The 22,138-nt window shown below is 55.3% G+C and carries 25 protein-coding genes and 3 pseudogenes; 15 read left to right on the top strand and 13 right to left on the bottom strand.

The window, feature by feature from the left end; all coding sequences use genetic code 11:
• Positions 1-2: 2 nt before the first annotated feature.
• Complete coding sequence (locus HO274_RS00770; RefSeq protein WP_273120611.1) at positions 3-149, top strand: hypothetical protein; 147 nt, start codon at positions 3-5, stop codon at positions 147-149.
• A 114-nt stretch (positions 150-263) separates the two neighbouring features.
• Entirely contained in the window at positions 264-2,900 is a 2,637-nt protein-coding gene (locus HO274_RS00765; protein ID WP_273120610.1) for an AAA family ATPase, read from the top strand.
• Positions 2,901-2,933: 33 nt separating this feature from the next.
• On the opposite strand, the gene HO274_RS00760 is transcribed toward HO274_RS00765, so the two are convergent.
• The 4 genes from HO274_RS00760 to HO274_RS00745 form a co-directional block, all read right to left on the bottom strand.
• Positions 2,934-4,277 carry a TraB/TrbI/VirB10 family type IV secretion system protein gene (locus HO274_RS00760; RefSeq protein WP_273120609.1) on the bottom strand — a complete coding sequence of 448 codons (1,344 nt, stop codon included), beginning with the start codon at positions 4,275-4,277 and terminating at the stop codon, positions 2,934-2,936.
• 9 nt (positions 4,278-4,286) lie between these two features.
• A complete protein-coding gene (locus HO274_RS00755; RefSeq protein ID WP_084189978.1) occupies positions 4,287-5,171 on the bottom strand; it encodes a TrbG/VirB9 family P-type conjugative transfer protein in 885 nt (294 codons plus the stop codon).
• Between the two features lie 11 nt (positions 5,172-5,182).
• On the bottom strand, positions 5,183-5,842 hold the full coding sequence (locus HO274_RS00750; RefSeq protein ID WP_273120606.1) for a VirB8/TrbF family protein: 660 nt from the start codon (positions 5,840-5,842) through the stop codon (positions 5,183-5,185).
• A 111-nt stretch (positions 5,843-5,953) separates the two neighbouring features.
• On the bottom strand, positions 5,954-6,571 hold the full coding sequence (locus HO274_RS00745; protein WP_273120605.1) for a TetR/AcrR family transcriptional regulator: 618 nt from the start codon (positions 6,569-6,571) through the stop codon (positions 5,954-5,956).
• Between the two features lie 73 nt (positions 6,572-6,644).
• Between HO274_RS00745 and HO274_RS00740 the strand changes: the two genes are divergently transcribed.
• Positions 6,645-7,112, top strand: coding sequence for a nuclear transport factor 2 family protein (locus HO274_RS00740; RefSeq protein WP_273120603.1), 468 nt, complete (start codon positions 6,645-6,647; stop codon positions 7,110-7,112).
• Between the two features lie 28 nt (positions 7,113-7,140).
• The gene (locus HO274_RS13445; protein WP_420537370.1) at positions 7,141-7,410 is read left to right on the top strand and encodes an FMN-binding negative transcriptional regulator; all 270 of its coding nucleotides are present in this window, start codon (positions 7,141-7,143) and stop codon (positions 7,408-7,410) included.
• An 8-nt stretch (positions 7,411-7,418) separates the two neighbouring features.
• Here the strand turns inward: HO274_RS13445 and HO274_RS00735 are convergent.
• A pseudogene (locus HO274_RS00735) lies at positions 7,419-7,835 on the bottom strand (MFS transporter); the annotation flags it as partial.
• Between the two features lie 123 nt (positions 7,836-7,958).
• On the opposite strand from HO274_RS00735, the gene HO274_RS00730 reads away from it, so the two are divergent.
• The 6 genes from HO274_RS00730 to HO274_RS00710 are packed head-to-tail and all read left to right on the top strand — an operon-like array spanning position 7,959 to position 10,177.
• Complete coding sequence (locus tag HO274_RS00730; protein WP_273120598.1) at positions 7,959-8,366, top strand: hypothetical protein; 408 nt, start codon at positions 7,959-7,961, stop codon at positions 8,364-8,366.
• A 7-nt stretch (positions 8,367-8,373) separates the two neighbouring features.
• A complete protein-coding gene (locus HO274_RS00725) occupies positions 8,374-8,694 on the top strand; it encodes a putative transposase (protein WP_273120597.1) in 321 nt (106 codons plus the stop codon).
• Between the two features lie 4 nt (positions 8,695-8,698).
• Complete coding sequence (locus HO274_RS00720; RefSeq protein WP_273120595.1) at positions 8,699-8,836, top strand: putative transposase; 138 nt, start codon at positions 8,699-8,701, stop codon at positions 8,834-8,836.
• A 13-nt stretch (positions 8,837-8,849) separates the two neighbouring features.
• A complete protein-coding gene (locus HO274_RS00715) occupies positions 8,850-9,569 on the top strand; it encodes a putative transposase (protein ID WP_273120593.1) in 720 nt (239 codons plus the stop codon).
• A complete protein-coding gene (locus HO274_RS13440; protein ID WP_420537369.1) occupies positions 9,514-9,783 on the top strand; it encodes a putative transposase in 270 nt (89 codons plus the stop codon). The genes HO274_RS00715 and HO274_RS13440 overlap by 56 nt, the downstream gene beginning before the upstream one ends.
• Complete coding sequence (locus HO274_RS00710; RefSeq protein WP_273120591.1) at positions 9,719-10,177, top strand: putative transposase; 459 nt, start codon at positions 9,719-9,721, stop codon at positions 10,175-10,177. Before HO274_RS13440 ends, HO274_RS00710 begins: the two co-directional genes overlap by 65 nt.
• A gap of 36 nt (positions 10,178-10,213) precedes the next feature.
• On the opposite strand, the pseudogene HO274_RS00705 reads toward HO274_RS00710, so the two are convergent.
• The 3 genes and pseudogenes from HO274_RS00705 to HO274_RS00695 all read right to left on the bottom strand — a co-directional run.
• Positions 10,214-11,062: pseudogene (locus HO274_RS00705) on the bottom strand (MFS transporter); the annotation flags it as partial.
• Positions 11,059-11,868, bottom strand: a complete 810-nt coding sequence (locus HO274_RS00700; protein ID WP_273120587.1) for an endonuclease/exonuclease/phosphatase family protein — start codon at positions 11,866-11,868, stop codon at positions 11,059-11,061. The gene HO274_RS00700 and the pseudogene HO274_RS00705, both read right to left, overlap by 4 nt.
• Positions 11,869-11,887: 19 nt before the next feature.
• Positions 11,888-12,430: a Chromate resistance protein ChrB gene (locus HO274_RS00695; RefSeq protein WP_273120585.1), complete on the bottom strand. Its 543-nt coding sequence runs from the start codon at positions 12,428-12,430 to the stop codon at positions 11,888-11,890.
• A 225-nt stretch (positions 12,431-12,655) separates the two neighbouring features.
• Here HO274_RS00695 and HO274_RS00690 point away from each other — a divergent pair, with 225 nt between their 5' ends.
• From HO274_RS00690 to HO274_RS00675, 4 genes are read left to right on the top strand one after another with little or no spacing between them, the layout of a single operon-like run.
• Positions 12,656-13,213: a recombinase family protein gene (locus HO274_RS00690; protein ID WP_055395909.1), complete on the top strand. Its 558-nt coding sequence runs from the start codon at positions 12,656-12,658 to the stop codon at positions 13,211-13,213.
• 2 nt (positions 13,214-13,215) lie between these two features.
• Positions 13,216-16,182: a Tn3 family transposase gene (locus tag HO274_RS00685; RefSeq protein WP_273120582.1), complete on the top strand. Its 2,967-nt coding sequence runs from the start codon at positions 13,216-13,218 to the stop codon at positions 16,180-16,182.
• A gap of 33 nt (positions 16,183-16,215) precedes the next feature.
• Positions 16,216-16,620, top strand: coding sequence for an FMN-binding negative transcriptional regulator (locus HO274_RS00680; protein WP_273122327.1), 405 nt, complete (start codon positions 16,216-16,218; stop codon positions 16,618-16,620).
• A gap of 25 nt (positions 16,621-16,645) precedes the next feature.
• Complete coding sequence (locus HO274_RS00675) at positions 16,646-17,425, top strand: PhzF family phenazine biosynthesis protein (protein ID WP_273120581.1); 780 nt, start codon at positions 16,646-16,648, stop codon at positions 17,423-17,425.
• A 34-nt stretch (positions 17,426-17,459) separates the two neighbouring features.
• Here the strand turns inward: HO274_RS00675 and HO274_RS00670 are convergent, their stop codons facing one another.
• The 5 genes and pseudogenes from HO274_RS00670 to HO274_RS00650 form a co-directional block, all read right to left on the bottom strand.
• Positions 17,460-17,756 (bottom strand): GNAT family N-acetyltransferase, encoded by a 297-nt coding sequence (locus tag HO274_RS00670; RefSeq protein WP_273120579.1) that lies wholly within the window; start codon positions 17,754-17,756, stop codon positions 17,460-17,462.
• Positions 17,757-18,069: 313 nt separating this feature from the next.
• Entirely contained in the window at positions 18,070-19,167 is a 1,098-nt protein-coding gene (locus HO274_RS00665; RefSeq protein WP_062188610.1) for an IS91 family transposase, read from the bottom strand.
• Positions 19,164-20,071: pseudogene (locus tag HO274_RS00660) on the bottom strand (tyrosine-type recombinase/integrase). The gene HO274_RS00665 and the pseudogene HO274_RS00660 overlap by 4 nt, the downstream one beginning before the upstream one ends.
• The gene (locus HO274_RS00655) at positions 19,989-20,333 is read right to left on the bottom strand and encodes a hypothetical protein (RefSeq protein ID WP_273120576.1); all 345 of its coding nucleotides are present in this window, start codon (positions 20,331-20,333) and stop codon (positions 19,989-19,991) included. The pseudogene HO274_RS00660 and the gene HO274_RS00655 overlap by 83 nt, the downstream one beginning before the upstream one ends.
• A gap of 40 nt (positions 20,334-20,373) precedes the next feature.
• Positions 20,374-21,006, bottom strand: a complete 633-nt coding sequence (locus HO274_RS00650; protein ID WP_273120574.1) for a cysteine hydrolase family protein — start codon at positions 21,004-21,006, stop codon at positions 20,374-20,376.
• Positions 21,007-21,155: 149 nt separating this feature from the next.
• On the opposite strand from HO274_RS00650, the gene HO274_RS00645 reads away from it, so the two are divergent.
• Complete coding sequence (locus HO274_RS00645; protein WP_273120572.1) at positions 21,156-22,130, top strand: GlxA family transcriptional regulator; 975 nt, start codon at positions 21,156-21,158, stop codon at positions 22,128-22,130.
• Positions 22,131-22,138 lie beyond the last annotated feature (8 nt).

Below are 22,138 nucleotides of genomic sequence, written 5' to 3'. Positions count from 1 at the left end.
CGATGAACATCCAGTGGTTAATCAACAGAGAGGACATCGCCGGAATAAAGGTGCTGATCGAGAATCAGTCCAACAACTACGGGTACGGAGAGCACATTCAGGTTACATCTCGCACTTATTTACTGGCCGAGCATTTCCGCGTCGCTTGAACAATGGGAAATGAGCCTTGTCCTCTATCGAGATGGATGCCGGAAGCGGGATTGATGTGCTGACGCATCCTCTCTAGAGAAGAGGAACAACGAAAAAGTTTTGAAGGAGACGCCATGTCGATTCTGCAGGAGATACTGAACTGGGCACAAGGACTGCCCTCATGGCAAAGCGATGCCGTTGCACGATTGCTGGTGCAGCAGGCGCTGGTAGCAGAAGATGTGGATGATCTCTTCGCCTTGCTCAAGCTTTCGCATGGCATTCCCGATCCGAAAGGGCGTACTCCGAAACCGCTCACTGCCGACCAGATCCCGGCACCGGTAAAGGTTTCGACGCATGTTGAACTGCGTGCCATGAAGAACATGCGGCACGTCAACGCGATTGCAGAAAACCAGCGCCTGCCATTTGGCACTTCCGGACTGACCGTGATCTATGGCGACAATGGTTCGGGAAAATCCGGTTATTCGCGCGTGCTCAAGCGCGCGTGCCGGGCACGCGATCAGATGGAAGCGATTCATCCGAACGCCAACCTGCCGGCCGGCAAGGCTGGTGTTGCCGAAGCCACCTTCGAGATTGTCGTCGATGGTGTTGCGCAGGACGTGCATTGGACCAACGGCAAGACACCGCCTCCCGAGTTGTCGTCGATGGCCATCTTCGACTCACGCTGCGCGCGCGCTTACCTCGACAGTGAGGACGACTTCTCCTACGTCCCCTACGGGCTCGATGTCTTCGAGGGATTGGCGAAGGTCTGCAAGCAATTGAAGGCTTTGCTCGACACCGAACATGCGCAGTCTGCGGCCGACCTGACAGCATTCACACCATTGCAGGGCGATACCGCTGTTGGCAAATTGATCGCGGCGCTGTCTGCTAAGACCACGACAGACCAGATCGTGGCGTTGGCCACACTAACACCAGAAGAATTGGCCCAGCATACCGAACTGGACAAGAGCCTGAAGGAGAACAGTCCGAAGGAAAAAGCCAATCAGCTGCGGTTGCGCGCCCGTCGCATTGCCGCCATTGCCATGAACGCCACCAGCAAGGGCACGCTGGTCGACCAGACAGCCGTCGCCAAGCTGCGGGGATTGGCGGATAGTTACCGTGTCGCGCAGGTTGCGGCAGCGCTTGCCGCGAAGAAATTCAATGAAGGCGAAAACCTGCTGCCGGGCACCGGTGGCGAAGCGTGGCGGGAGCTGTTCGATGCGGCCCGCAAGTTCTCGGTCGAATCTCACCCCAGCCAGACGTTTCCCGAACTAGGTGCCGATGCGCCGTGCCCGTTGTGCCAGCAGCCTTTGGCCGAGGGCGCAGCGCGCTTGCTGCGGTTCGAGGCATTCATACAGCAGGAAGCGGAGAAGTTAGCCCAGGCGCGCCGCACTGCCCTGTATGCGGAGTACAAGCCGTTTGCCGCGCAGGTCATGACCCTGAATCTGGATGATGTGACCTATGGTGAGATCGAGATCATTGATCCGCAGCTCGCCGTTGACGCGCGCGCGTTCGAGCAGGCGCTGTCCACTCGCCAGGAAGCCATCAAAGCAGCCGTAGTGTCCCATCAATGGGATGGTACCGACCAATCCTTGGTCACCCCGGCGGAACGGCTACAGGCACTGGCCAACAAGTTGAACGCCGAAGTCCAGACCCTGGAGAATGCATCTGACGAAAAAGCTCGCGCTGCGTTGCAGAAACAGTTTGACGAACTTGATGCTCGGGTCCGGATGAGCCAGGTGAAGGACGCCATTATCACGGCCGTGTCTCGGCTCAGCCACCAAACCAAGCTCGCGAAATGCATATCAGCCGTGAAGACCAATGCCATTTCCTTGAAATCTTCGGAGTTGGCCGAGAAAGTTGTCTCGAAGGAATTGGCTGATGCGCTAAACCGGGAATTCAAACTGCTGGGCGTCGGTATGCTCAGTGTCTCCTTGCAGAGCCGTTCGGACAAAGGCAAGGCCTTGCACAAGTTGAAGTTGGAGTTGCCGCAAAGCCGCAGCCCCGGTGATATTCTCAGCGAGGGCGAGCAGCGCGCCATTGCCCTCGGTTCCTTCCTCGCCGAAGTCGGCCTCAGCGGTGGCAAGGGCGGCATCGTGTTCGACGATCCTGTGTCTTCTCTTGACCATCGCCGCCGCGAACGTGTGGCGAAACGGCTGTTGGTCGAGGCTGCACACCGCCAGGTCATTGTCTTCACCCACGACATTTACTTTCTCTGCATCCTGGCGGAGGAAGCCGAAGCCGCTGGCATGCCGATCGCCACGCAAAGTCTGATCCAGCACACCCAGGGCTTCGGCGTTGCCGATTCCGAACTGCCCTTTGAAGGCAAGAACACAAGCAAGCGCATCGGTACGCTGAAGGCGCAACAGCAAATCATTGCCAAGCTGCACAAGGATGGCGACGAACAGGGACACAGAAAACAGACCGTCGAGGCCTACTTCCGGCTGCGCATGGCTTGGGAACGTGCCGTGGAAGAAGTCCTGCTGCGCAAGGTGATTCTGCGCTTTCGCAAAGGTGTGGAAACACAGCGCTTGGCTGAAGTCATCGTCGATGACAGTGACTATACCCAAGTGGATGCTGGTATGACAAAGTGTTCGAATTACGCGCACGACAGAGCGCTCATGGGTGGTGTGGCCGTACCTGACCCCGATGAACTGCTTGCTGACATCATGGCCCTGGAAACTTGGCGCGCGCAACTTGAGAAGCGTAGCGGGGAGACGGCCAAGAAACGCAAGGCGGCACCAACAACTGCGGTGCCTACAGCTGTCCCGTAGAGCTGTCCAGTCAAGTGGCTGACGTGACGACCTTCATTCATAAATCGGCATGATCATCGTCTTGTTCACCAGGACATTGAATGAATAGCCCGGTCGAATCTGCAAGGTAGGCTGAATGCTCAGATTCTGGTTCATCAGATTAGTCCCCACAATGTTCAATTCCTGGGCCATGGCTCCCGCTGCCTGCTGACCCACGGTCGGTGCCATCAGAATGCTCGAATTTTGTGGTTGAGACAGTTGGGCTCCAACCCCAAGTATACTGAGCAAAAAAGCGCTACCGAATATTCTGAGGAAGTGGTTATCCACCAGGTCATTAAATCCTGCCTGCCCCTCTCCATCAGTGCCTGACATTCCACGCAGGTCAATGGTGGATCCATTCGGAAAAATCAACTGTGACCAGGCCACCAGTACCCGCTTTTGTCCATACTGGACACCGCTACTGTATTGACCGACAAGGTGAGCCCCCTGCGGGATGAGGACGATGTCAGGGTTCAGACTGTCGTAGACGGTTTGGCGAACCTGAGCGGAGATTGTTCCCGGCAAATCGCTGTCAATACCGGTGAGCATAATCGCTGGGATGACTGACCCCGCAAAGATTTCGTGCTGGCCAGCCGCCGCGTGTACGGTATCCGCCAGATACCCGGTCTGCTCTTTCGACTGGTCCTTCATGAAAGCCTTGTTTTCCCCTTGGGGGCTATTCGCGCCAGTTTCCTGAGCCCCAGCCTTGGCTATCGCCATGTCCTGCAACTTGTTCAGCCCATCGGAAACACTCAGGAAGCCGGGCTGTTGCCCCGCAGCTGGGACTCCCGCAGCACTCCCTTCGTTCCCGCGCATATTGTCGTTGCTGGCCACCGGTTTGGCTTCCTGCGCCTTTTGGGCGGCCATGTCTGCGTCTTCCAGAGATTTGAAATACCGCTCCTGCTTCCATTTCCGGTACTTTTCAGTTTCGGTCAGTTCTTTCCGGTTTCTATTACCCAACCCCCGATCGGAGGGACCCTTCCCGAGCCCAGTGGCAATGTGATCTGGTCCGGGACTGGGGACTGCTGTTGCCGAACCGCTTCCATCGACAGTCTGAATGCCAGACTCGGCGGCTTGTTTTCGTGATCCATTATGCATAAATGTTGTGATTGCCGGTTTCGTCTGACCTGCATCAGACGCTTGCAAGGTGTCTGCCTGTTCTGATTTTGATCCTTTATTTCCCGCAGTCATGATCCCGAAAACAATTGCTCCGGTAATTGCGGCCGCAGCCCCGACCGCAACCTTTTTCAGTGATTTACTCAGTCCCTTGCTGGCCGGTCTCGGCTCTGTGCGAGTCGTCATCTTCTGTTTGGCGACATCCTCTTTCAGAAGTTTCTCGTCGAATTGTTCGTTCCCCATGATCGCCCCTTAATTCCAGAATCCGCTGTGGGTGTTATGTTCACAGGTGGTGGTTGCATCATCCCCAACTCCGGTGGCCAATTTGAACTGTCTGGGCATCCCGTCAATGATGAAGTATCCGTTGACGAGACGGCTATTGATCAGTTCAGTCTTTTTGCCATCGACCATGTTGAACACCGCCGGGGCATCACCGTACTTCATGTCAGAGGGCATTTGCAGATAGGTGTGTCCGCTGCCCGCGAAAACCCGTATGGGTTTGATTCCTTTCTCATCGTCAGACTTGCATGAGTAGTCAAAATCCAGTTTGGACGGATCCACAGTCCCGAGCGTGGCCACCACATTCTTTTTGGCATCGGCATCCTGCACCGCCTGAGATTGTATGGTGATCACCAGTTGCTGCGGATCGTAGAACCCCACTTCCGGGACATAATATTTTTTATCACTGACCAGACCGAGGTAATACACCCGACCTTCTTTGGTAGTTACGACCAGATTGGTCACCAGACCGGCCACCGTGGGCTTTACCACAAGAACAGGCTGCCCACCGGCATCGGCGGGTTGCACCAGCCACCGGACACTATCCCCAATACTGATGTTGGTGATGTGTTCGCCCTGCTGGAGGTTGATCACGCAAACATGGAGGGGAGCACAGGTGATGGTGGGGCGACTCTGACCATAGGGGTACATGACCTTTCCGTTGGTCCCCACTAGGTTCGGTGCGGTCCCTGACTTTAGCCAGGTATCGGCTGCCTCGTGCGTCGCCCGATCTGACAGTGGGACAGGATCCTGAGTTTCATAAATATCCTGACTGGTGATCATGGGGGTCTGTCCGGCAAGGGCTCCACCGGTTGCCAGCATCGCCAGAATGGCGAATGATTTGATCTTGAGTGACATACGAATTCTCCTTAGATAACCTGTGTCCACGAAACCGACCTGATGAATAATCCCAGTGGGTTGTTGATTTTTACTTGTGGGGTTTCCCCCAGTTTTGGGTCGATCCCGGTGGTAATGTTGGCCTTCCAGTGCAGGACTGGTTGAGGCTGTCCGTTTTGATAACGAGACTCTTCCCAGGAGATCTGCCAGGTGTCTTTGCTAATGGGCAGGATGCTGTTGACCTGGGCGTTTACGGTGAAGTCGCCGAAGGGTGAATGCTGGGAGTAGTACTGGTTCAGATAGGCCGCTGCCGATGAGCTCGTCATAGCGTAGACCTTATCGATCAGGTTCTTTTGTGCAACCGGATCCGGGATGACAGTTCGGGCATTCCATACCCAGTTGGCCAACTGGGCCTCGATGATGCGCTGGTCAATGGCGCTTCCGGTCACCGGCTGTGCCATGGCAATGGGATCACCCAGTTTGTCTATGGCCACCACAAAGGGTTTGATCTTGCTCTGTGAGCCAATGATGGTGATTCCCACCACGGCAATGCCAGCTACGGCCAGACTGGCGAATGCTGCCATGCGCCAGGACTTGGCTCTGGCAATCTGGTCTCCATATCGTTCATCCCATTCCCTTCTGGCATTCAGGTAGGGGTTCGATGGGCTTGAGGGTTTTGCGTCCGACGCCATTTTTGTCTCCCGTTATAAAGCCTGCAACTTGCAGGTCTACGAAGAGACTCGGTAGGGGGGGAACTTCATCGAAAAAAACCGGACGGGAAATTTGAGGCATGAGTAGCGCAATCAGCGCCCAATACTTTCCACTTTTGAGAGTTTCTGAGACTGGTTATTTCCCGCATTTCCAAGTAATTCCAGAATTCGACCAAAATTCTGCAAAGCAGTCTCGGGCGATGGCTCAAACTGCGCATGAATGATGGCCCCATCCACGGCCAGGGCGATGGCTTGTGCATCCCTGTCTGTGTTGGGGGATGGCGGCAACAATCCTTGAATGAGTTCGGTCATGTCGCGCTTGTGATGACATGTCATTTCCAACACCTGAGGAAGTACCGTTCCCAGTTCCCCCGTGCTGTTGATAAAGGCACATCCGCGAAAGCCATCACTCTCAAACCAGCTTTTTAAAGTTGGAATCAGCGCCTCCAGATGCCCACCATGACGCTGCAATTCCGCTGAAAACAATTCCATCCAAAGTTGATGCCGGAATTCCAGAAAAGCGAGAATGAGATCGTTCTTGCTGGGGAAATGCCGGTAGAAAGTGACTTTGGTGACACCGGCTGTGGCAATGATGCGATCAATCCCCGTAGCCCGGATGCCTTCCTGATAAAACAGGCTATGTGCGGTTTGCAGTATGCGGTCGCGAGCCCCCAAAGGAGGCTTTGATTGCTTATCGTTTTTTGGCTTCATGACCATGATTGTAGACAAGTCTGTCTACATTGACTAGACTTTCGCTTGTCTATATCAAAACTGGAGCCCTCTGATGGAAACAAAACCACCCCTTCCTCCCTTCACGGAAGAGTCTGCCAGACAAAAAGTTCGCCTGGCGGAGGATGCCTGGAATAGTCGTGATCCTGAAAGGGTTGCGCTGGTGTATACCGAAGATACGCAATGGCGAAACCGGGCAGAATTTCCGGTCGGGCGTGATCAGGTGCGCGAGTTTCTGACACAAAAATGGGCCCGGGAATTGGACTATCGCTTGATCAAGGAACTCTGGGCCTTTTCGGGGAATCGCTTGGCTGTGCGTTTTGCCTATGAGTGGCACGATGACTCGGGTCATTGGTTTCGTTCCTATGGCAACGAAAACTGGCAATTCAATGAGCAGGGGTTCATGGTGCGCCGCTTGGCCAGCATCAACGATCTGCCCATCCAGATCAATGACAGAAAATTCTTCTGGCCCCTGGGGCGTCGCCCTGATGGGCACCCCGGATTGAGCGAGTTGGGGTTATAGTCTTGGTTGATCCCCGTGAGGAAATATCGTGTATATCCCATCCCAATTCGAAGAATCCCGCGTCGAAGTTTTGCATCAACTGATCCGTTCCCACTCTTTGGGGATTTTGGTAACATTTTCGACTTCAGGGATGGAGGCCAATCATATCCCCTTCCATCTCACGCCTGAACCAACTCCCTTTGGCACTTTGCAAGGCCATATGGCCCGCGCCAATCCAGCGTGGCAAAATATCAACCAAAAAATTGAATCTCTAGTCATATTGGGGTCGTCTCAGAAAACGGAAAATAAAGCACGCTAAGAAGTTAATCAGCCTCTTCTGACACGCAGTAGCGCCAGCGTCCCGGCCACCATCATCCCAGCCGCCAAGCCGAATCCAAGTACCGGTGAAACCGCCGTCCACACCACGCCCACGGTGGCGCTGGAGATGAACTTCGCGGCACCATTCACGGTGCCCAGTGCGCCGTAGCTCATCGTCAAGGTATCGGCTTGCACCATTTCTGCTGTTACTGTCGATTCCAGCGCCTCTTGCACTGCCACATAAAGCCCGGCGATGAAGAAGATGCCTGCCAGCAGCGCAATGCTGTCAACACTGAACCAGAATGCCAGCGCCGTGAGAACCGCCGTCAATGCGCCCAACACATAACCGGCAATCAATACGGTCAGGTGTCCTACACGATCAGCCACCACCCCGACGGGATAGGACACCGCAACCTGAACCACGTTCAGACTTCCTGATCCCGACCGGATTTTGAGTATTTTTTCAGGATTTGAGTTTAGCACTTTATTTTTTCATGAATTGGAAAATCGGTATAAAATTGGCGTTGTATTTACAACCTGAAAGTTGATATGTTCAAGCAATCACTTCTTCCCGGCTTTCCTGATGGTGCAGATAAAATCGGAACTTCACTGAGCATCCTGACCAAAGAGGATCAAGTGACATATTTTGTGGGTGGTGATAATTATTTTTCACACCCGGCAGGAGATGAGCAAAGCAGACGTTTTGCACTGACGAGCCTGATGGCAAACGGTCACGTTCGAGCGCGCGACCTTGAAGGATCGCCCTTGCTGATTCCACACCGCACCCTGATGAATTGGACGAAACAGTACCGGCAGGACGGTCCTTGCTCGTTTTATCGCACAATCGGTCGTGCTGCGCCACGCGTGATCACCCCGGATAAAATTGCAGAATGCGCAAGGATTCTTGCAGAGGGTATTCATCCATCGGAAGTTGCTAGACGGGCAGGGGATCAATGAGTCGACCTTGCGCAAGGCGCTGAAGCGCAATGCGATTCCACAGTTGCCCTGCGTGCTGGATGAAGGTCTGACCAAGCCTGTAGTTGTCAGCAAAAGTGAGCGCAGCCGTATCGATGCGGAGGCTGCCAGCGCAATGGGTACGGCCTGCACGCGAGCCGATGAACGTGTTGCCGCAGCCATGGGCTTGGCCGGCTCTGCAAGCGCTCGATTCGAGGTGGGTCATGATGTTCAGATGGCGGGGCTTTTGACGGCCTTGCCTGCACTGTGCGCGAACGGCTTACTCAGCGGGATAGATCGTCATCTCAAGTTGCCGAAAAGGGTTTTATAGTGTTTTGCATATTCTGCTGACACTGGGCTTCATGGCGCTTGCCCGGATACGCCGTCCGGAAGGATTGCGTCACATTCCACCGGGGGAGTTTGGTAAAGTCATCGGACTGGATCGTGTGCCGGAAGTGCGTACCCCTGCGTGAAAAGATTGCCACGATGGCTCGCACAGGTAATCCGCAAGCCTGGATGAAGGAACTGAGCAAGAGTTGGATGGAGAACGATCCTGATGAAGCGGGCTACCTTTATGTCGATGGTCATGTGCGGGTATACCACGGTGATCTGGCTAATCTACCGCGCCGATTCGTCTCACGCGAGAAACTGTGCCTGCGTGGCACCAGCGATTACTGGGTAAACGATGCGTTGGGTCGCCCCTTCTTTGTCGTATCGAAGGTCCTCAATGAGGGGATGGCGGATTGCCTGATTAAAGACATCGTACCCGAACTGTTAATCAGCGTTCCCGGACAACCAACCATGGAGGCGTTGAGTCAGGATCTGCGTTTGCACCGTTTCGTCATGGTGTTTGATCGGGAAGGTGCTACGTACAGTCTGTTCTCTGAACTCTGGAAGCAGCGCATTGGCGCGCTGAGTTATCGCAAGAATGTCAAAGAGGTGTGGCCGGAAGATGAATTTATTGAACAGGAGGTTCCTCAGCCTGGCGGTGGCAGTACGCGAATGAAACTGGCCATGCGGGAAACCCGGCTGGTTTCAGGCAAGGACTCAATGCCGGTCACCGAAGTGCGTCGTCTGACCTTGACGGGGGCATCAGACGGCCATCATCACCAGCGCGCAGCATCTGGGAAATGGGGTCATTGCGGGCCGTATGTTCTCCCGGTGGTGCCAGGAAAACTTCTTCGGCTACATGATGGAACACTATGATATTGATGGACTTGTTGAGTATGGCGCGGAAAGTCTTCCTGGCACCTTATTGACTATCAACCCCACATGGCGCGAACTCGACAAACAGGTCAAAAAAAGCACATCAAGCCGAGAGGAAACTTCAGGCAGAACTGACCAGACACACCCTGATGGACAGCGTGGATATTCAGAAAAAAGCCGAATCCGTCGAAGCACTTCAGACCGTGCAGATTGAACTGGCACGACTTCGTGCCGAGCGACGGGATATGCCCCGAAAAGTAACGCTGGACAGTTTGCCCGAGGAGTTGAGAGTAACTCAGTTGTTGCCGTTGAATAAAATGCTGACCGATGTGGTAAAGATGATCGCCTACCGCGCTGAGACCGCCTTGGTGGCGATATTGCGACGTCACTTGAAAAAGGAAGACGAAGCGCGAGCGCTGGTGCGGGAGTTATTCGTGTCTTCTGGTGACATTGAGCCTGATGATGCCGCACAGACACTGACCATCAAAATTCATCGGATGGCAAATCCTGCTCATGACAAGGCGATTGCGAGCCTCCTTGAAGAATTAACGCGGCTCGCTTTTTGTCATCCCGAATCAGGTGCAAGAATGATTTACAAATTGGTATGAGGTGCCAAACTCACATCCTGCTAGATCAGGAAGTCTGACGTTGCGCCAGACGTAGAGCAAGCCAGCCACCTGTGCTGCCTGCACCACGCCCAACGAGGTTGTCAGCAAGGTGGTGGCGGCCAGGATTAGCAGGCTGTGGGAGAAGTCGCCGACACCGAAGATGCCGACCGCACGAAGATAATGCTTGAAACGGGTTGGCAAACCGCGCAGCGAACTGAAGAACTTCAGCGCCGGATTCGGCGAAAACTCGGGATCTTTGACCAGGGTCAGGAAGGCCAGCACGGCCAGCACTCCCGGAATGACCGAAAACCACAGCACAAGGCGGAACGGCCCGGATGGCCCATCCCAATGCAGCCCTTGTGCCCACCCCAGTAGCGCGACACCAAGCAGCGGCCCGAGAACCGCGCCAATGGTGTCGGCTGCGCGATGGAATCCGAACGCCCTACCACGCGTTTCCGGGCTTACCGCCTGGATCACGATGGCATCGCGCAGCGGGCCACGCAGTCCTTTGCCGAACCATGACACCAGCCGCCCCAACAACAGCAGCGGCCAGCCGGCGGCCAGCGCGATCAGCACCTGCCCGACTGGTGTAAGCCCGTAGCCGACCAGTACCAGTAGCTTGCGATGGCCGAGCTTGTCGGCAATGTAACCGGAAACCATCTTGGTAAAGCTGGCTACCGCATCGGAGATCCCTTCGATGATGCCGAGCGCCGCTGCCGGGATGCCCAGCACCGCCAAAAAGCCAGGCAGGATTACGGTGGTAGTTTCGTAGCAGAAGTCTCCCAGTGCGCTGGTGATGCCAGCACCTGCGACAGTTCGGTTGAGCCATCTCTTGGGCTTTTGCGATTTGGCTGCATCCGCAGCGGACTCGTTCGCGGCGCTCATTGCGGCACCTCGAAAGTGGCCAACACGGGGTAGTGGTCAGATGCATCGTCCGTGGTAGCGTTGCGAATGACCTGATAAGTCTGAGCGTGCTGTGCCAGGGCCTTGGATGCCAGCAGGTAATCGCAGCGCATGGTCGCGAACTCAACGTCTCGATAGGCGACGGTTGGCACCGTGGGCACCTTGAGCGGGTCCAGTTGGTGACCAAGATCCGCCCAACCAGCGGCTTCCAGCTGAACCAGCACGCTGCGGTCGATGCCCTTCAAATCGTCGGCGAGGTAGCGGGCTTGGTGATGCGGGGCCAGTGCAAGCCAGTCCTCGGGTTCCGGGTCGTGCGGCGAGGCCGAGTTGAAGTCGCCGGTCATCAAAGTCAGTTTGTCAGGTGCTGCCTGCACGGCCAGATAGGCCGCCTCACGGCGACGCACCTCGGGACCGTTCGGACACAAGTGGACGCTGATGACTGTGATCTGCTTGTCGCTATCGGGCAATGCCACTTGCAGCGTCGCAAGCGCGTGATGGAGATGCGCACCGTCCACCTCGAAGCCGACCGCACGCAGCGGGTCGCGGATGAAGATAGCGAGGTTCTGCCCGGTGCGCGGCGCGACGGCGAGGAACCCGCGCATTCCGATCTGTGCCTCCAGCGCATACAGCCAGGCGCCACCGTTGGCATCGAAGCCCTTGGCCTCCTGCATCAGGAACACGTCGGGCTGGATGTCGTTGATGAGCCCGACCTGCGCACGGGCGCGTCGGTCGTCGCTGCCGTCGCGGCCAGCAAAGAGGGTGTTGTAGGTCAGTACGGTGAGTTTCATGGGTCGATTCCAATCAGGATTATTTATTTTCGTCGTGGGCTTCGAACACCCGTTGGGCGTAGGTGTCGAGCAATGCCTCGCAAGTTTGCAGGCGCTGGTCGGCCTCGGCCGCCAGCGTCGCGCCGTAGAAGTCCAGCTTGCGGATTTTTCCCAGCCAGGACTGGAGCTTTTTCAGGTCGACGTCGTTCTCTTCAAGTTCGGCGTAAGTGAAGTGGCTGGCTGCCGTCTCCTTGGCAATTTCGGCCTCGAAGTCCTTGCACTTGTCGAGGAACTCGACGTACTCCTCGTCGCGGTCGGCCTTAAAGCGACCGACTACCTTGTTTTCTTGCGCCTGATCCAGCGCGATGGTTTCCAGGATGACCGACTCGCCTGCCATCTCGGAAATCTCGTTCTCGATCATCTTTAGACGCCGGGTGTGGTCGTCTGTCTTGGGTAATAGGCAAACCCCGTTTTGCAGGTAAACGGCCCCCATGCCCTTGAGCCGACGCCACAAGGCGATCCGCTTCTTGGCTGGTTCTGGGGGTACTTTATAAGTGAGCAACAACCAGTTTTGTGTTTTCATTGAACTATTTTAATGTAACGATCGTTACGTTTCAAGTGTTCATTAAACATCTCAGGTGGCCCGTAATGAATGTGGCTGCCAATGGCGTCAAGTTGAGCTATACCCTAACCTGATGTCAGATGTCATGTGCAAACACCGTCAGAATAGAGTCACACTTCATATTTATTGACATATTCCGCCAAAGGTAATAGATTTCATCCTGACACTTTTACTTTTGGAGGCATCTTGCAAGGTCAACGCATCGGCTATGTCCGCGTCAGCAGCTTCGACCAGAACCCTGATCGGCAACTGGAGCAAATCGACGTCGGCAAGGTATTTACAGACAAGGCTTCCGGCAAGGATACGCAACGCCCCGAACTTGAAAGGCTACTGGCCTTCGTCCGCGAGGGCGATACCGTGGTAGTGCACAGCATGGACAGGCTGGCACGCAACCTTGATGACCTGCGCCGCATCGTTCAAGGGCTGACACAACGGGGCGTGCGCATGGAGTTTGTCAAAGAAGGGCTGGCGTTCACTGGCGATGACTCACCGATGGCCAATCTGATGCTGTCGGTCATGGGGGCCTTTGCTGAGTTCGAGCGCGCCCTGATCCGCGAACGTCAGCACGAGGGAATCGTGCTTGCCAAACAGCGCGGTGCCTACCGAGGACGAAAGAAATCGCTAAACAGTGAACAAATTGCCGAATTGAAACGGCGAGTCGCGGCAGGCGATCAAAAAACCTCGGTGGCCCGTGACTTAGGCATCAGCCGCGAAACCTTGTACCAGTACCTGCGGGAAGACTGACCATGCCGCGCCGCTCAATCCTGTCCGCGATCGAGCGCGAAAGCCTGCTGGCACTGCCTGACGCCAAAGATGAACTGATCCGGCACTACACGTTCAACGAAACCGATCTGTCGATCATCCGTCAACGTCGCGGCCCTGCGAATCGGTTGGGCTTCGCCATCCAGCTTTGCTATTTGCGATTCCCTGGCATCTTTTTGGGTGCCGATGAGCCTCCGTTCCCGCCCTTGTTGCGCATGGTGGCGGCACAGCTCAAGGTGCCGGTGGAAAGCTGGGATGAGTACGGCCAGCGCGAGCAGACACGGCGGGAGCACTTGGTCGAGCTGCAAACGGTGTTTGGGTTCAAGCCGTTCACCATGAGCCACTACCGGCAAGCCGTGCATACATTGACCGAACTGGCCATGCAGACCGACAAAGGCATTGTGCTGGCCAGCACCCTAGTCGAAAACCTGCGGCGGCAGGGCATTATCCTGCCCGCCATAAATGCCATTGAGCGCGCAAGCGCCGAGGCCATCACCCGTGCCAACCGGCGTATTTACGCGGCGCTGACCGATTCCTTGTTGCCTGTCCATCGCCAGCGCCTGGACGAACTTCTCAAGCGCAAGGACGGCAGCAAAGTAACGAGGCTGGCATGGCTGCGCCAGTCGCCCGTCAAGCCAAATTCTCGACACATGCTCGAACACATCGAGCGCCTCAAGGCTTGGCAGGCGCTTGACCTGCCCGCCGGCATCGAGCGACAAGTTCATCAGAACCGCCTGCTCAAGATCGCTCGTGAGGGTGGGCAGATGACACCCGCCGACCTGGCCAAGTTCGAGGTGCAACGACGCTATGCCACTCTGGTAGCGCTGGCCATTGAAGGTATGGCCACCGTCACCGACGAAATCATCGACCTGCACGACCGCATCATCGGCAAGTTGTTCAATGCGGCCAGGAACAAGCATCAGCAACAGTTTCAGGCTTCCGGCAAGGCGATCAATGACAAGGTGCGGATGTATGGCCGCATCGGCCAAGCTCTGCTGGAAGCCAAACAGAGCGGAGGCGATCCGTTCGCCGCCATCGAGGCCGTCATGCCTTGGGACACCTTTGCCGCCAGCGTCACGGAGGCGCAAAAGCTCGCGCAACCCGAGGGCTTCGACTTTCTGCACCGGATCGGTGAGAGCTATGCCACCCTGCGCCGGTACGCGCCGCAGTTCCTGGACGTGCTCAAGCTGCGGGCTGAACCAGCCGCCAAGGGCATGCTCGATGCAATCGACGTGCTGCGCGCCATGAACAGCGACAACGCCCGCAAGGTGCCCGCCGACGCGCCGACCGAATTCATCAAGCCACGCTGGGCCAAATTGGTGCTCACGGACGATGGCATCGACCGCCGCTACTACGAACTGTGCGCCCTGTCAGAGCTAAAGAACGCGCTGCGCTCGGGTGATGTCTGGGTGCAGGGATCACGTCAGTTCAAGGACTTCGACGAGTACCTGGTGCCGGTCGAGAAATTCACCACCTTGAAGCTAGCCAACGAATTGCCGCTGGCAGTGGCCACTGATTGTGATCAGTATTTGCACGACCGGCTGGAATTGCTGGAACAGCAGCTTGCCACTGTTAACCGGATGGCGGCGGCCAACGATCTGCCAGATGCCATCATCACCGAGTCGGGCCTGAAGATCACGCCGCTCGATGCAGCGGTGCCGGACACCGCGCAGGCGTTGATCGACCAGACGGCCATGACTCTGCCGCACGTCAAGATCACCGAACTGTTGCTCGAAGTCAATGAGTGGACGGGATTCACCCGGCACTTTACGCATTTGAAGAGCGGCGACACGGCCAAGGACAAGACCTTGCTGCTGACGACGATCCTGGCTGATGGCATCAATCTTGGGCTCACTAAAATGGCCGAGTCCTGCCCTGGCACGACCTACGCCAAACTGTCCTGGCTGCAAGCGTGGCATATCCGGGATGAAACGTATTCAACGGCGCTGGCCGAGCTGGTGAACGCGCAGTTTCAGCAACCCTTCGCCGCAAATTGGGGCGACGGCACTACCTCATCGTCGGATGGCCAGAACTTCAGAACCAGCAGCAAGGCAGAGAGCACCGGGCATATCAACCCGAAGTATGGAAGCAGTCCAGGACGGACTTTCTACACGCACATCTCCGACCAATACGCGCCCTTCAGCGCCAAGGTGGTCAACGTCGGCGTGCGTGATTCGACCTATGTGCTCGACGGCTTGCTGTATCACGAGTCGGACTTGCGCATCGAGGAACACTACACCGACACAGCGGGCTTTACCGATCATGTCTTCGGTTTGATGCACTTGCTGGGCTTCCGATTCGCGCCACGTATCCGAGACCTGGGCGACACCAAGCTGTTCATCCCGAAAAGCGACATTGCCTATGACGCGCTCAAACCGATGATCGGTGGCACGCTGAACATCAAGCACGTTCGCGCCCATTGGGACGAAATCCTGCGACTGGCCACCTCAATCAAGCAGGGCACGGTAACGGCCTCCCTGATGCTGCGAAAACTCGGCAGCTACCCACGACAAAACGGTCTGGCTATCGCCTTGCGCGAGCTGGGACGCATCGAGCGCACACTGTTCATTCTGGATTGGTTGCAAAGCGTGGAATTGCGCCGCCGCGTTAATGCCGGACTAAACAAGGGTGAGGCGCGGAACGCGCTGGCCAGAGCCGTGTTCTTCTACCGATTGGGTGAAATTCGCGACCGCAGCTTCGAGCAACAACGCTATCGGGCCAGCGGCCTCAACCTAGTGACGGCGGCCATCGTGTTGTGGAACACGGTCTACCTGGAGCGTGCCACCAGTGCTTTGCGTGGCCACGGCAAGTCGCTGGACGACACGCTGTTGCAATATCTGTCGCCGCTGGGCTGGGAGCACATCAACTTGACCGGCGATTACCTCTGGCGCAGCAGCGCCAAGGTTGGTGCGGGGAAGTTCAGGCCGTTGCGACCGCTGCCGCCAGCTTAACGTGCTCTATTTTCCGTTTTCTGAGACGACCCCATATTCCACGGTCCGGATGGCTATATTTCACCCTCCTGGTATCCCACCGTAAGGGATCATGGCAAGGGGGTTCCCACCTGGAATTACGCTGTCGTCCATGCTTATGGTCAGTTGCGCGTGATCGATGATGCGGCATGGGTCCGGGAACAGAGCGGTTCACTCACCAAACAACAGGAATCGGTCTTTGGTTCCCCCTGGTCGATTGCGGACACCCCCCCGGACTTTATCGAGCGCCTGACGAGTTCCATCGTTGGCGTCGAACTCACCATTATCCGTTTACTCGGAAAATGGAAAATCAGTCAGAATCAACCGGAACATAATCGGGACGGCGTGATTCAGGGGCTGCGTACTCAAGGAACCCATCAGGCACTGGAACTGGCAGAATCCATGGAGAAGTACTTCTGAAAATAACCTGAGACGAACTTTAAATATGAATCTCAATATCTTTCAGGTGGATGCCTTTGCTACTCGACCTTTCGAGGGGAATCCCGCTGCTGTTTGTCCCTTGGAATATTGGTTGAATGATGGCTTGCTCCAGGCGATTGCAGCGGAAAATAACCTTTCGGAAACTGCGTTCTTCGTACCTTCCGAAGATGGCTTCGAACTGCGCTGGTTTACTCCGATCAAGGAAGTCTCTCTTTGCGGCCATGCCACCCTGGCCACGGCCCATGTGATATTCGAACGTCTTGACCATACCAAAGTTTTGCTGGTGTTCGACACATTGAGTGGAAAACTGTCGGTACGAAAAAATGAGCGCGGCTTAGAAATGGATTTTCCTGCCTTGCCACCCAGGCAGTGCATCTGTCCCGATCGGTTGGCGGAAGGTTTGGGGGTCTCTCCAGTGGAAGTATGGTGCGCCGATGATTATCTGGCAGTCTTCGAGGATGAGGAGACGGTTCTCGCACTTCAGCCCCGCCAGGAATTATTGGCTCAATTGGATCTGCGGGGTGTCATCGCCACTGCCCCAGGGAAAACAGTTGATTTTGTCAGTCGTTTTTTTGCACCCAAGTTGGGAGTTCCCGAAGATCCCGTCTGTGGCTCCGCCCATTGTGAACTCGCTCCTTACTGGGCTCGGAGGTTGGGCAGAACTTTCCTGAATGCCAGACAGGTCTCGAAGCGTGGCGGTTCAATAGGGTGCGAAGTCAAATTTGATCGGGTATTGCTGTCCGGTCAGGCAGTGACCGTCATGAGTGGCGTTATGATGTTTTGAATACTCGGCGGAGAAAGTTGATGAACCTTGCCATTTATCGTCTGGCTTTAGAAATGGCCATTGCTGCCAGATAATCGTTTTGTTGGAGATCCAACATCAAAAAATGCGTTGGCTTCCGATTGACATCCTTGTGACACTCTCCCCGCAGAGTGAATCCCAGACGATGATACAACCGGATAGCCCGCAGGTTGTTTTTGCGCACGATGAGATGGATGCGTGTCAGACCGATTTCATCAAAGCCTTTTTCCAGTGTTTCCGAAGTAACGATCCAGCCCAGTCCTTGACCGGCTTTATCTGAGCGCAAAGCAATCCGAAATTCGGCTTCTCCCACTGCAGTGGTGGCGAGGATCGTGAAGGCTATCGAATAAGGTTAGATCGTGCGCAAGCCACGATCTGAACCGTTTGTTGGACAAGCCCAACAAGTCCTCTGTGACCCTTATTATGGAAATATCTCTCTGACTGCGGTGGTGCCGGCGGTGATCATCCCTCACCACGCATCCAATTTCACCACCTTAACGTTGCCATTGCAGCAACCCGTTGCGCTTAACCTGCCATTTTTAATGCGTTTCTACCTGATTTCGTCCTTTTGCAGGGCGAGTATACCCGTGCCTGCCAAGTATGGCAGGTTGGCGAAGTGTGTCGCGTTACATGGCTGTCTCCGCACTTGCGACACCTTGCCCAAAGCTCCCTGACGTAAACTGCTGGACGAATACTGATTTGAGGCGGGTGCGCACGATCTTCATTATCCCGCCGCAACATTTACAACGTATCGTCGGGCGGGGTTTCGGTGGAGGAAGCACGACTCGTTTGATGAGTTGTACCAACTGAATCAATCTGCTGTTGGGATGCAAAAAGCCGAAGTTTCGGGCACGGCGGTAACCTTTGGGCAGAATGTGTTGCAGAACCAGACGCAGGAATGCCACGCCACTGAGGGTACGGGTTTCAGTTTGCTTGGTTTGGCTATTTTGGTAACGGAATGTCACCTGCCCCTTGTCGCAGGACAGGATATCTTTCTCCTGTATCACACCCCGATACAGATAACGCCCGAGGTAAATCAGTGCCTGTTGGCCTGAACCAACCTCCTTGCAATCCACCACCCAATCTGTGGGATAAGCACCCGGCAACTTCAATCCGGCTTGTTTGATACCCTCCAGTACCTTGGCACGAAATACTTTGGCCAATGCGGTGTGATTGAACAGATACCCCCCATCCTTGTTGCGCCACAGTCGCCGTTTTTTGTCGAACGCAGCGGCCGGCATCACCAGATGTACATGCGGATGGTAGTCCAGTCGACGGTTGTGGGTATGCAACACGGTCACTGCACCGGTGATGCCACGCAACTTTTTGTCATTTTGGCTGAAGGTGTTGACGGTTTCCCACGCACTATGGGTGATCAGGTCATACATCACACGCTGGTTGAACCAGGCCAGTGCACGGAATTGGGCGGGCAAGGTGAATGTCACCATGAAGTAATTTCCGGGAATGAGCTTTTGCATCTGCTGGTCTATCCAGCGCTGGGATTCGTGCGCTTGGCAATGCGGACATGATCGATGCCCACAGGAATGTGGCAAATAACTGAGTTCTGGGCAATTGTCACAGGCAAGTTGCATCTTGGGACTCATGCTGCTGCGGCAAGTTTGAAAGGCATTCAACGCCGTCAATTGGCCGGGTATCAAACAATGACCATATTGAGCAATAAACTCAGCCGCATAGGCTTCAACAATGTGCGCCAGCCGGATCATTTGACCTTGCCCCAACTGATCTGGATTTGCCCCATCAACTGGTTGAGACACGCTTGCGAGTTGAGTTGGCCTTGTTCGGTGAGGTGGGTGTAGTGGAGGGTGGTGAGGATGGATCGATGCCCGAGGATTTTTTGCACTTCCAGCAGGTCAACGCCCGCTTCGATCAGATGTGTGGCATAACTATGGCGCAAACTGTGCGGTGTAATTCTTTTTTTAAACCACAATCGTGGGTGACTTGGCGCAAGGTAGTCTGAATTCCGCCGCGATCCAACGGGGTGGTAGCCAGATGTGATTTCTCGAGTCCGCCCTTCCGATTGGGGAAGAGCAATGCAGGGTTACGGTGCGTCTGCCAGAAACGACGTAACACCTGCAAGGTGTTCTCCGGCAATGGAACAAATCTGTCACGATTGCCCTTGGCGTTACGAATCTGTACCCGCATCCGATCTGCATCAATATCGCCGACCTGCAAACTCAACCCTTCACCCAATCGCAAACCCAGACTGTAAAGGGTGAAGAAAAATACCCGGTAACTCAACACCTGCGTGGCCATAAAAATCTGTTGCGCCTGCGCCACAGTAATAATATTCGGCAGTGTGTGCGACTTGGGCGGCTTGACCAAATCCGCGCCCGGCCAAGGTTTATCCAGCACCTTGGCATAATAGAACTTCAATCCGTACAGATCGTGTTTGAGCGAACTCCATGACAGCGTATCGACGATATGCACGAAATAATCGGTCAACTGAAGTTTGGTCAACTTATCAATCCGATAATCAAAATATGCCCCCGCCCGGCGTACTCCGTTTGAATACACCTTGATGGTTTTAGGCTGCAAACCGCCGAGTCTCAGACACTTCAGCAGTCGTTGATAGTTTTGTTTGAAATGAACTGGAATTTGTGGTGTCATCGGCTTCATCCTCTTGGTAAAGTACAAAAAACCCCTTTCGGGGTGAGGATGAATTATGATGCTCAATCAACTTGCCGGGGGCATTCTCCGCGATAGCGGCTTCGTTCAACAATTGTCCTGACTGTTCGGCAGCAAAACGCCAGATATTTGGCCGGTTTTGAAATTCTGAGAGCCACCCGTCCTGCCTCAGGGCGTAATCCAGATCGTCGAACTCAGCCGAATACTTCGGCCAATTTTCAATGGTGGCGACATCTTCAACCATGAGGAGACGCAATTGGATCATCGTGTTTGTCCACATCTGCTCATGAGGTATCCCTTAAACCGCGTGCCCGCTGGTTGGATCCATAGATGTTATCGCGAGGAAGAGCTTTTCCTGTTTTCAGTGCCTCGATCCATTCATCGGTCGTTGCTACTGCGGCAAAACGCGACTGCAGGACAACCGTAAATACCCGATGAATTTCCTCGGCGGTGGCCCGGCCCGCATGGTTATCGTAGGGGAGTGACCCAGCGGCATCCGTGAGAAACTCCACGGCCAGGCCAGCGTGCAACGCATGTTTGATGGTCGAGTCAGCGCAATTGTGGGTCATATAGCCGACCACGACCAGCGTATCGATGTCGTTTCGGCTCAGCCACCCGGCCAGGTCAGTGCCAGCGAAAGCGCTGGGCAGGGTCTTTTCAATGTAATGGCTGTATGGTCGGGAACGGACGGACGGATGGAGTTCCCAACCGGGAGATCCTTTGGAAAAAACGGGCGCCCCAGCGGGCAAAGTGTTCTGGACGACGATAACGGGTACATCCGCTAATAGTGCGGCATCCATGGCTCTGCAGATATTGGTCAGGGAGTGCCGAATAGCGGGGTATTCGATGGGCAGGTTGCCGGTAACATATTCGTTCTGCACATCAATGACAAGCAGAGCACGGCGGTGGGATGGCATGGGGATACTCCTTGTGGACTATCTTTGGTACAACGCCCACAGGATTGTGGCGTCATAGGGATATTATTTCTCCAATCATCCACGACTGATAGTGACCTGTAAGACAATCTCCGATAAAATCAGGCCATAGTTCCAGTCTTGGAAGTCGCGTGACTATTCTCACCATCGCCGTAATCGCTTTCGAAGGCATCAGCCCCTTTCATCTCTCCATTCCCTGCGAGGTCTTCGGAACAGACCGCAGCGCGGCGGGGGTGCCGCGTTTTGACTTGCGCATATGCGCGGTAGAAGCAGGATCGCTGTCGACTGCGTCCGGTTTCACCATCACGGTGCCCTATGGTCTCGAAGGGGTGGCCAGCGCTGATACTGTCATTGTCCCAAGTTGGCACGATCCGCAGGTGTTGCCACCGGAACCACTCCTCGAGGCATTACGCGCGGCCCATGCACGCGGAGCCTGTCTGGTTGGATTATGTTTGGGAACATTCGTACTGGCTGCGGCCGGCATTCTTGATGGACATCCTGCTACGACCCACTGGCTCTGCGCCCGCGAACTGGCATATCGTTACCCGCGCATCCAGATCAACCCTGATGTCCTCTATGTGGACGACGGCGATGTGGTGACATCTGCGGGTGTTTCGGCGGGAATCGATTGCTGCCTGCATCTGCTGGGTAAGTGGTACGGTGCCGAGATTGCCAGCCGTGTGGCACGTCGCATGGTGGTTCCATTGCACCGACAGGGTGGACAGGCGCAGTACATCGAATTGCCGCTTCCTATTGAAGGGAAAGATAAACGATTGTCGGCAGTGCTCGACTGGGCGGTTCTTCATCTTGATCGGCTTTTGGATATTGATACGCTGGTCGAACAGGCCAGGATGAGCCGCCGCACTTTTACCCGCCGTTTCAGGAAGGCTACCGGAACCACGGTAAGCGACTGGCTTCGCCACCAGCGCTTGGCTCTGGCTCAACGCTTGCTTGAAACCACAGATCAGCCCATCGATCTGATTGCCGCAAGGGCAGGCTTTGGCTCGTCGGTGTCGATGCGTCAGCAGTTCAGGGATGTTTTACAGATTTCCCCGTCACTCTACCGTCGTGAGTTTCGGGGGCAGGCCAACTCGCTCGGCAATTGACAGAATCG

The sequence above is a fragment of the Ferrovum myxofaciens genome (genome assembly GCF_013181415.1).
Taxonomy (GTDB): Bacteria; Pseudomonadota; Gammaproteobacteria; order Burkholderiales; family Ferrovaceae; genus Ferrovum; species Ferrovum myxofaciens.
Note: the sequence above shows the minus strand (reverse complement) of the source record. Positions and strands in the feature narration are given on the sequence as shown.

Coding starts and splice junctions, on each gene's coding strand:
- HO274_RS00750 (WP_273120606.1), bottom strand. CDS start 5,842: ATGGCGTCGGACGCAAAACCCTCAAGCCCATCGAACCCCTACCTGAAT.
- HO274_RS00770 (WP_273120611.1), top strand. CDS start 3: ATGAACATCCAGTGGTTAATCAACAGAGAGGACATCGCCGGAATAAAG.
- HO274_RS00700 (WP_273120587.1), bottom strand. CDS start 11,868: ATGAAACTCACCGTACTGACCTACAACACCCTCTTTGCTGGCCGCGAC.
- HO274_RS00655 (WP_273120576.1), bottom strand. CDS start 20,333: ATGGTTGAAGATGTCGCCACCATTGAAAATTGGCCGAAGTATTCGGCT.
- HO274_RS00710 (WP_273120591.1), top strand. CDS start 9,719: ATGGACAGCGTGGATATTCAGAAAAAAGCCGAATCCGTCGAAGCACTT.
- HO274_RS00730 (WP_273120598.1), top strand. CDS start 7,959: ATGTTCAAGCAATCACTTCTTCCCGGCTTTCCTGATGGTGCAGATAAA.
- HO274_RS00715 (WP_273120593.1), top strand. CDS start 8,850: ATGGCTCGCACAGGTAATCCGCAAGCCTGGATGAAGGAACTGAGCAAG.
- HO274_RS13440 (WP_420537369.1), top strand. CDS start 9,514: ATGTTCTCCCGGTGGTGCCAGGAAAACTTCTTCGGCTACATGATGGAA.
- HO274_RS00745 (WP_273120605.1), bottom strand. CDS start 6,571: ATGAAGCCAAAAAACGATAAGCAATCAAAGCCTCCTTTGGGGGCTCGC.
- HO274_RS00740 (WP_273120603.1), top strand. CDS start 6,645: ATGGAAACAAAACCACCCCTTCCTCCCTTCACGGAAGAGTCTGCCAGA.
- HO274_RS00685 (WP_273120582.1), top strand. CDS start 13,216: ATGCCGCGCCGCTCAATCCTGTCCGCGATCGAGCGCGAAAGCCTGCTG.
- HO274_RS00650 (WP_273120574.1), bottom strand. CDS start 21,006: ATGCCATCCCACCGCCGTGCTCTGCTTGTCATTGATGTGCAGAACGAA.
- HO274_RS00665 (WP_062188610.1), bottom strand. CDS start 19,167: ATGATCCGGCTGGCGCACATTGTTGAAGCCTATGCGGCTGAGTTTATT.
- HO274_RS00675 (WP_273120581.1), top strand. CDS start 16,646: ATGAATCTCAATATCTTTCAGGTGGATGCCTTTGCTACTCGACCTTTC.
- HO274_RS00755 (WP_084189978.1), bottom strand. CDS start 5,171: ATGTCACTCAAGATCAAATCATTCGCCATTCTGGCGATGCTGGCAACC.
- HO274_RS00695 (WP_273120585.1), bottom strand. CDS start 12,430: ATGAAAACACAAAACTGGTTGTTGCTCACTTATAAAGTACCCCCAGAA.
- HO274_RS00765 (WP_273120610.1), top strand. CDS start 264: ATGTCGATTCTGCAGGAGATACTGAACTGGGCACAAGGACTGCCCTCA.
- HO274_RS00760 (WP_273120609.1), bottom strand. CDS start 4,277: ATGGGGAACGAACAATTCGACGAGAAACTTCTGAAAGAGGATGTCGCC.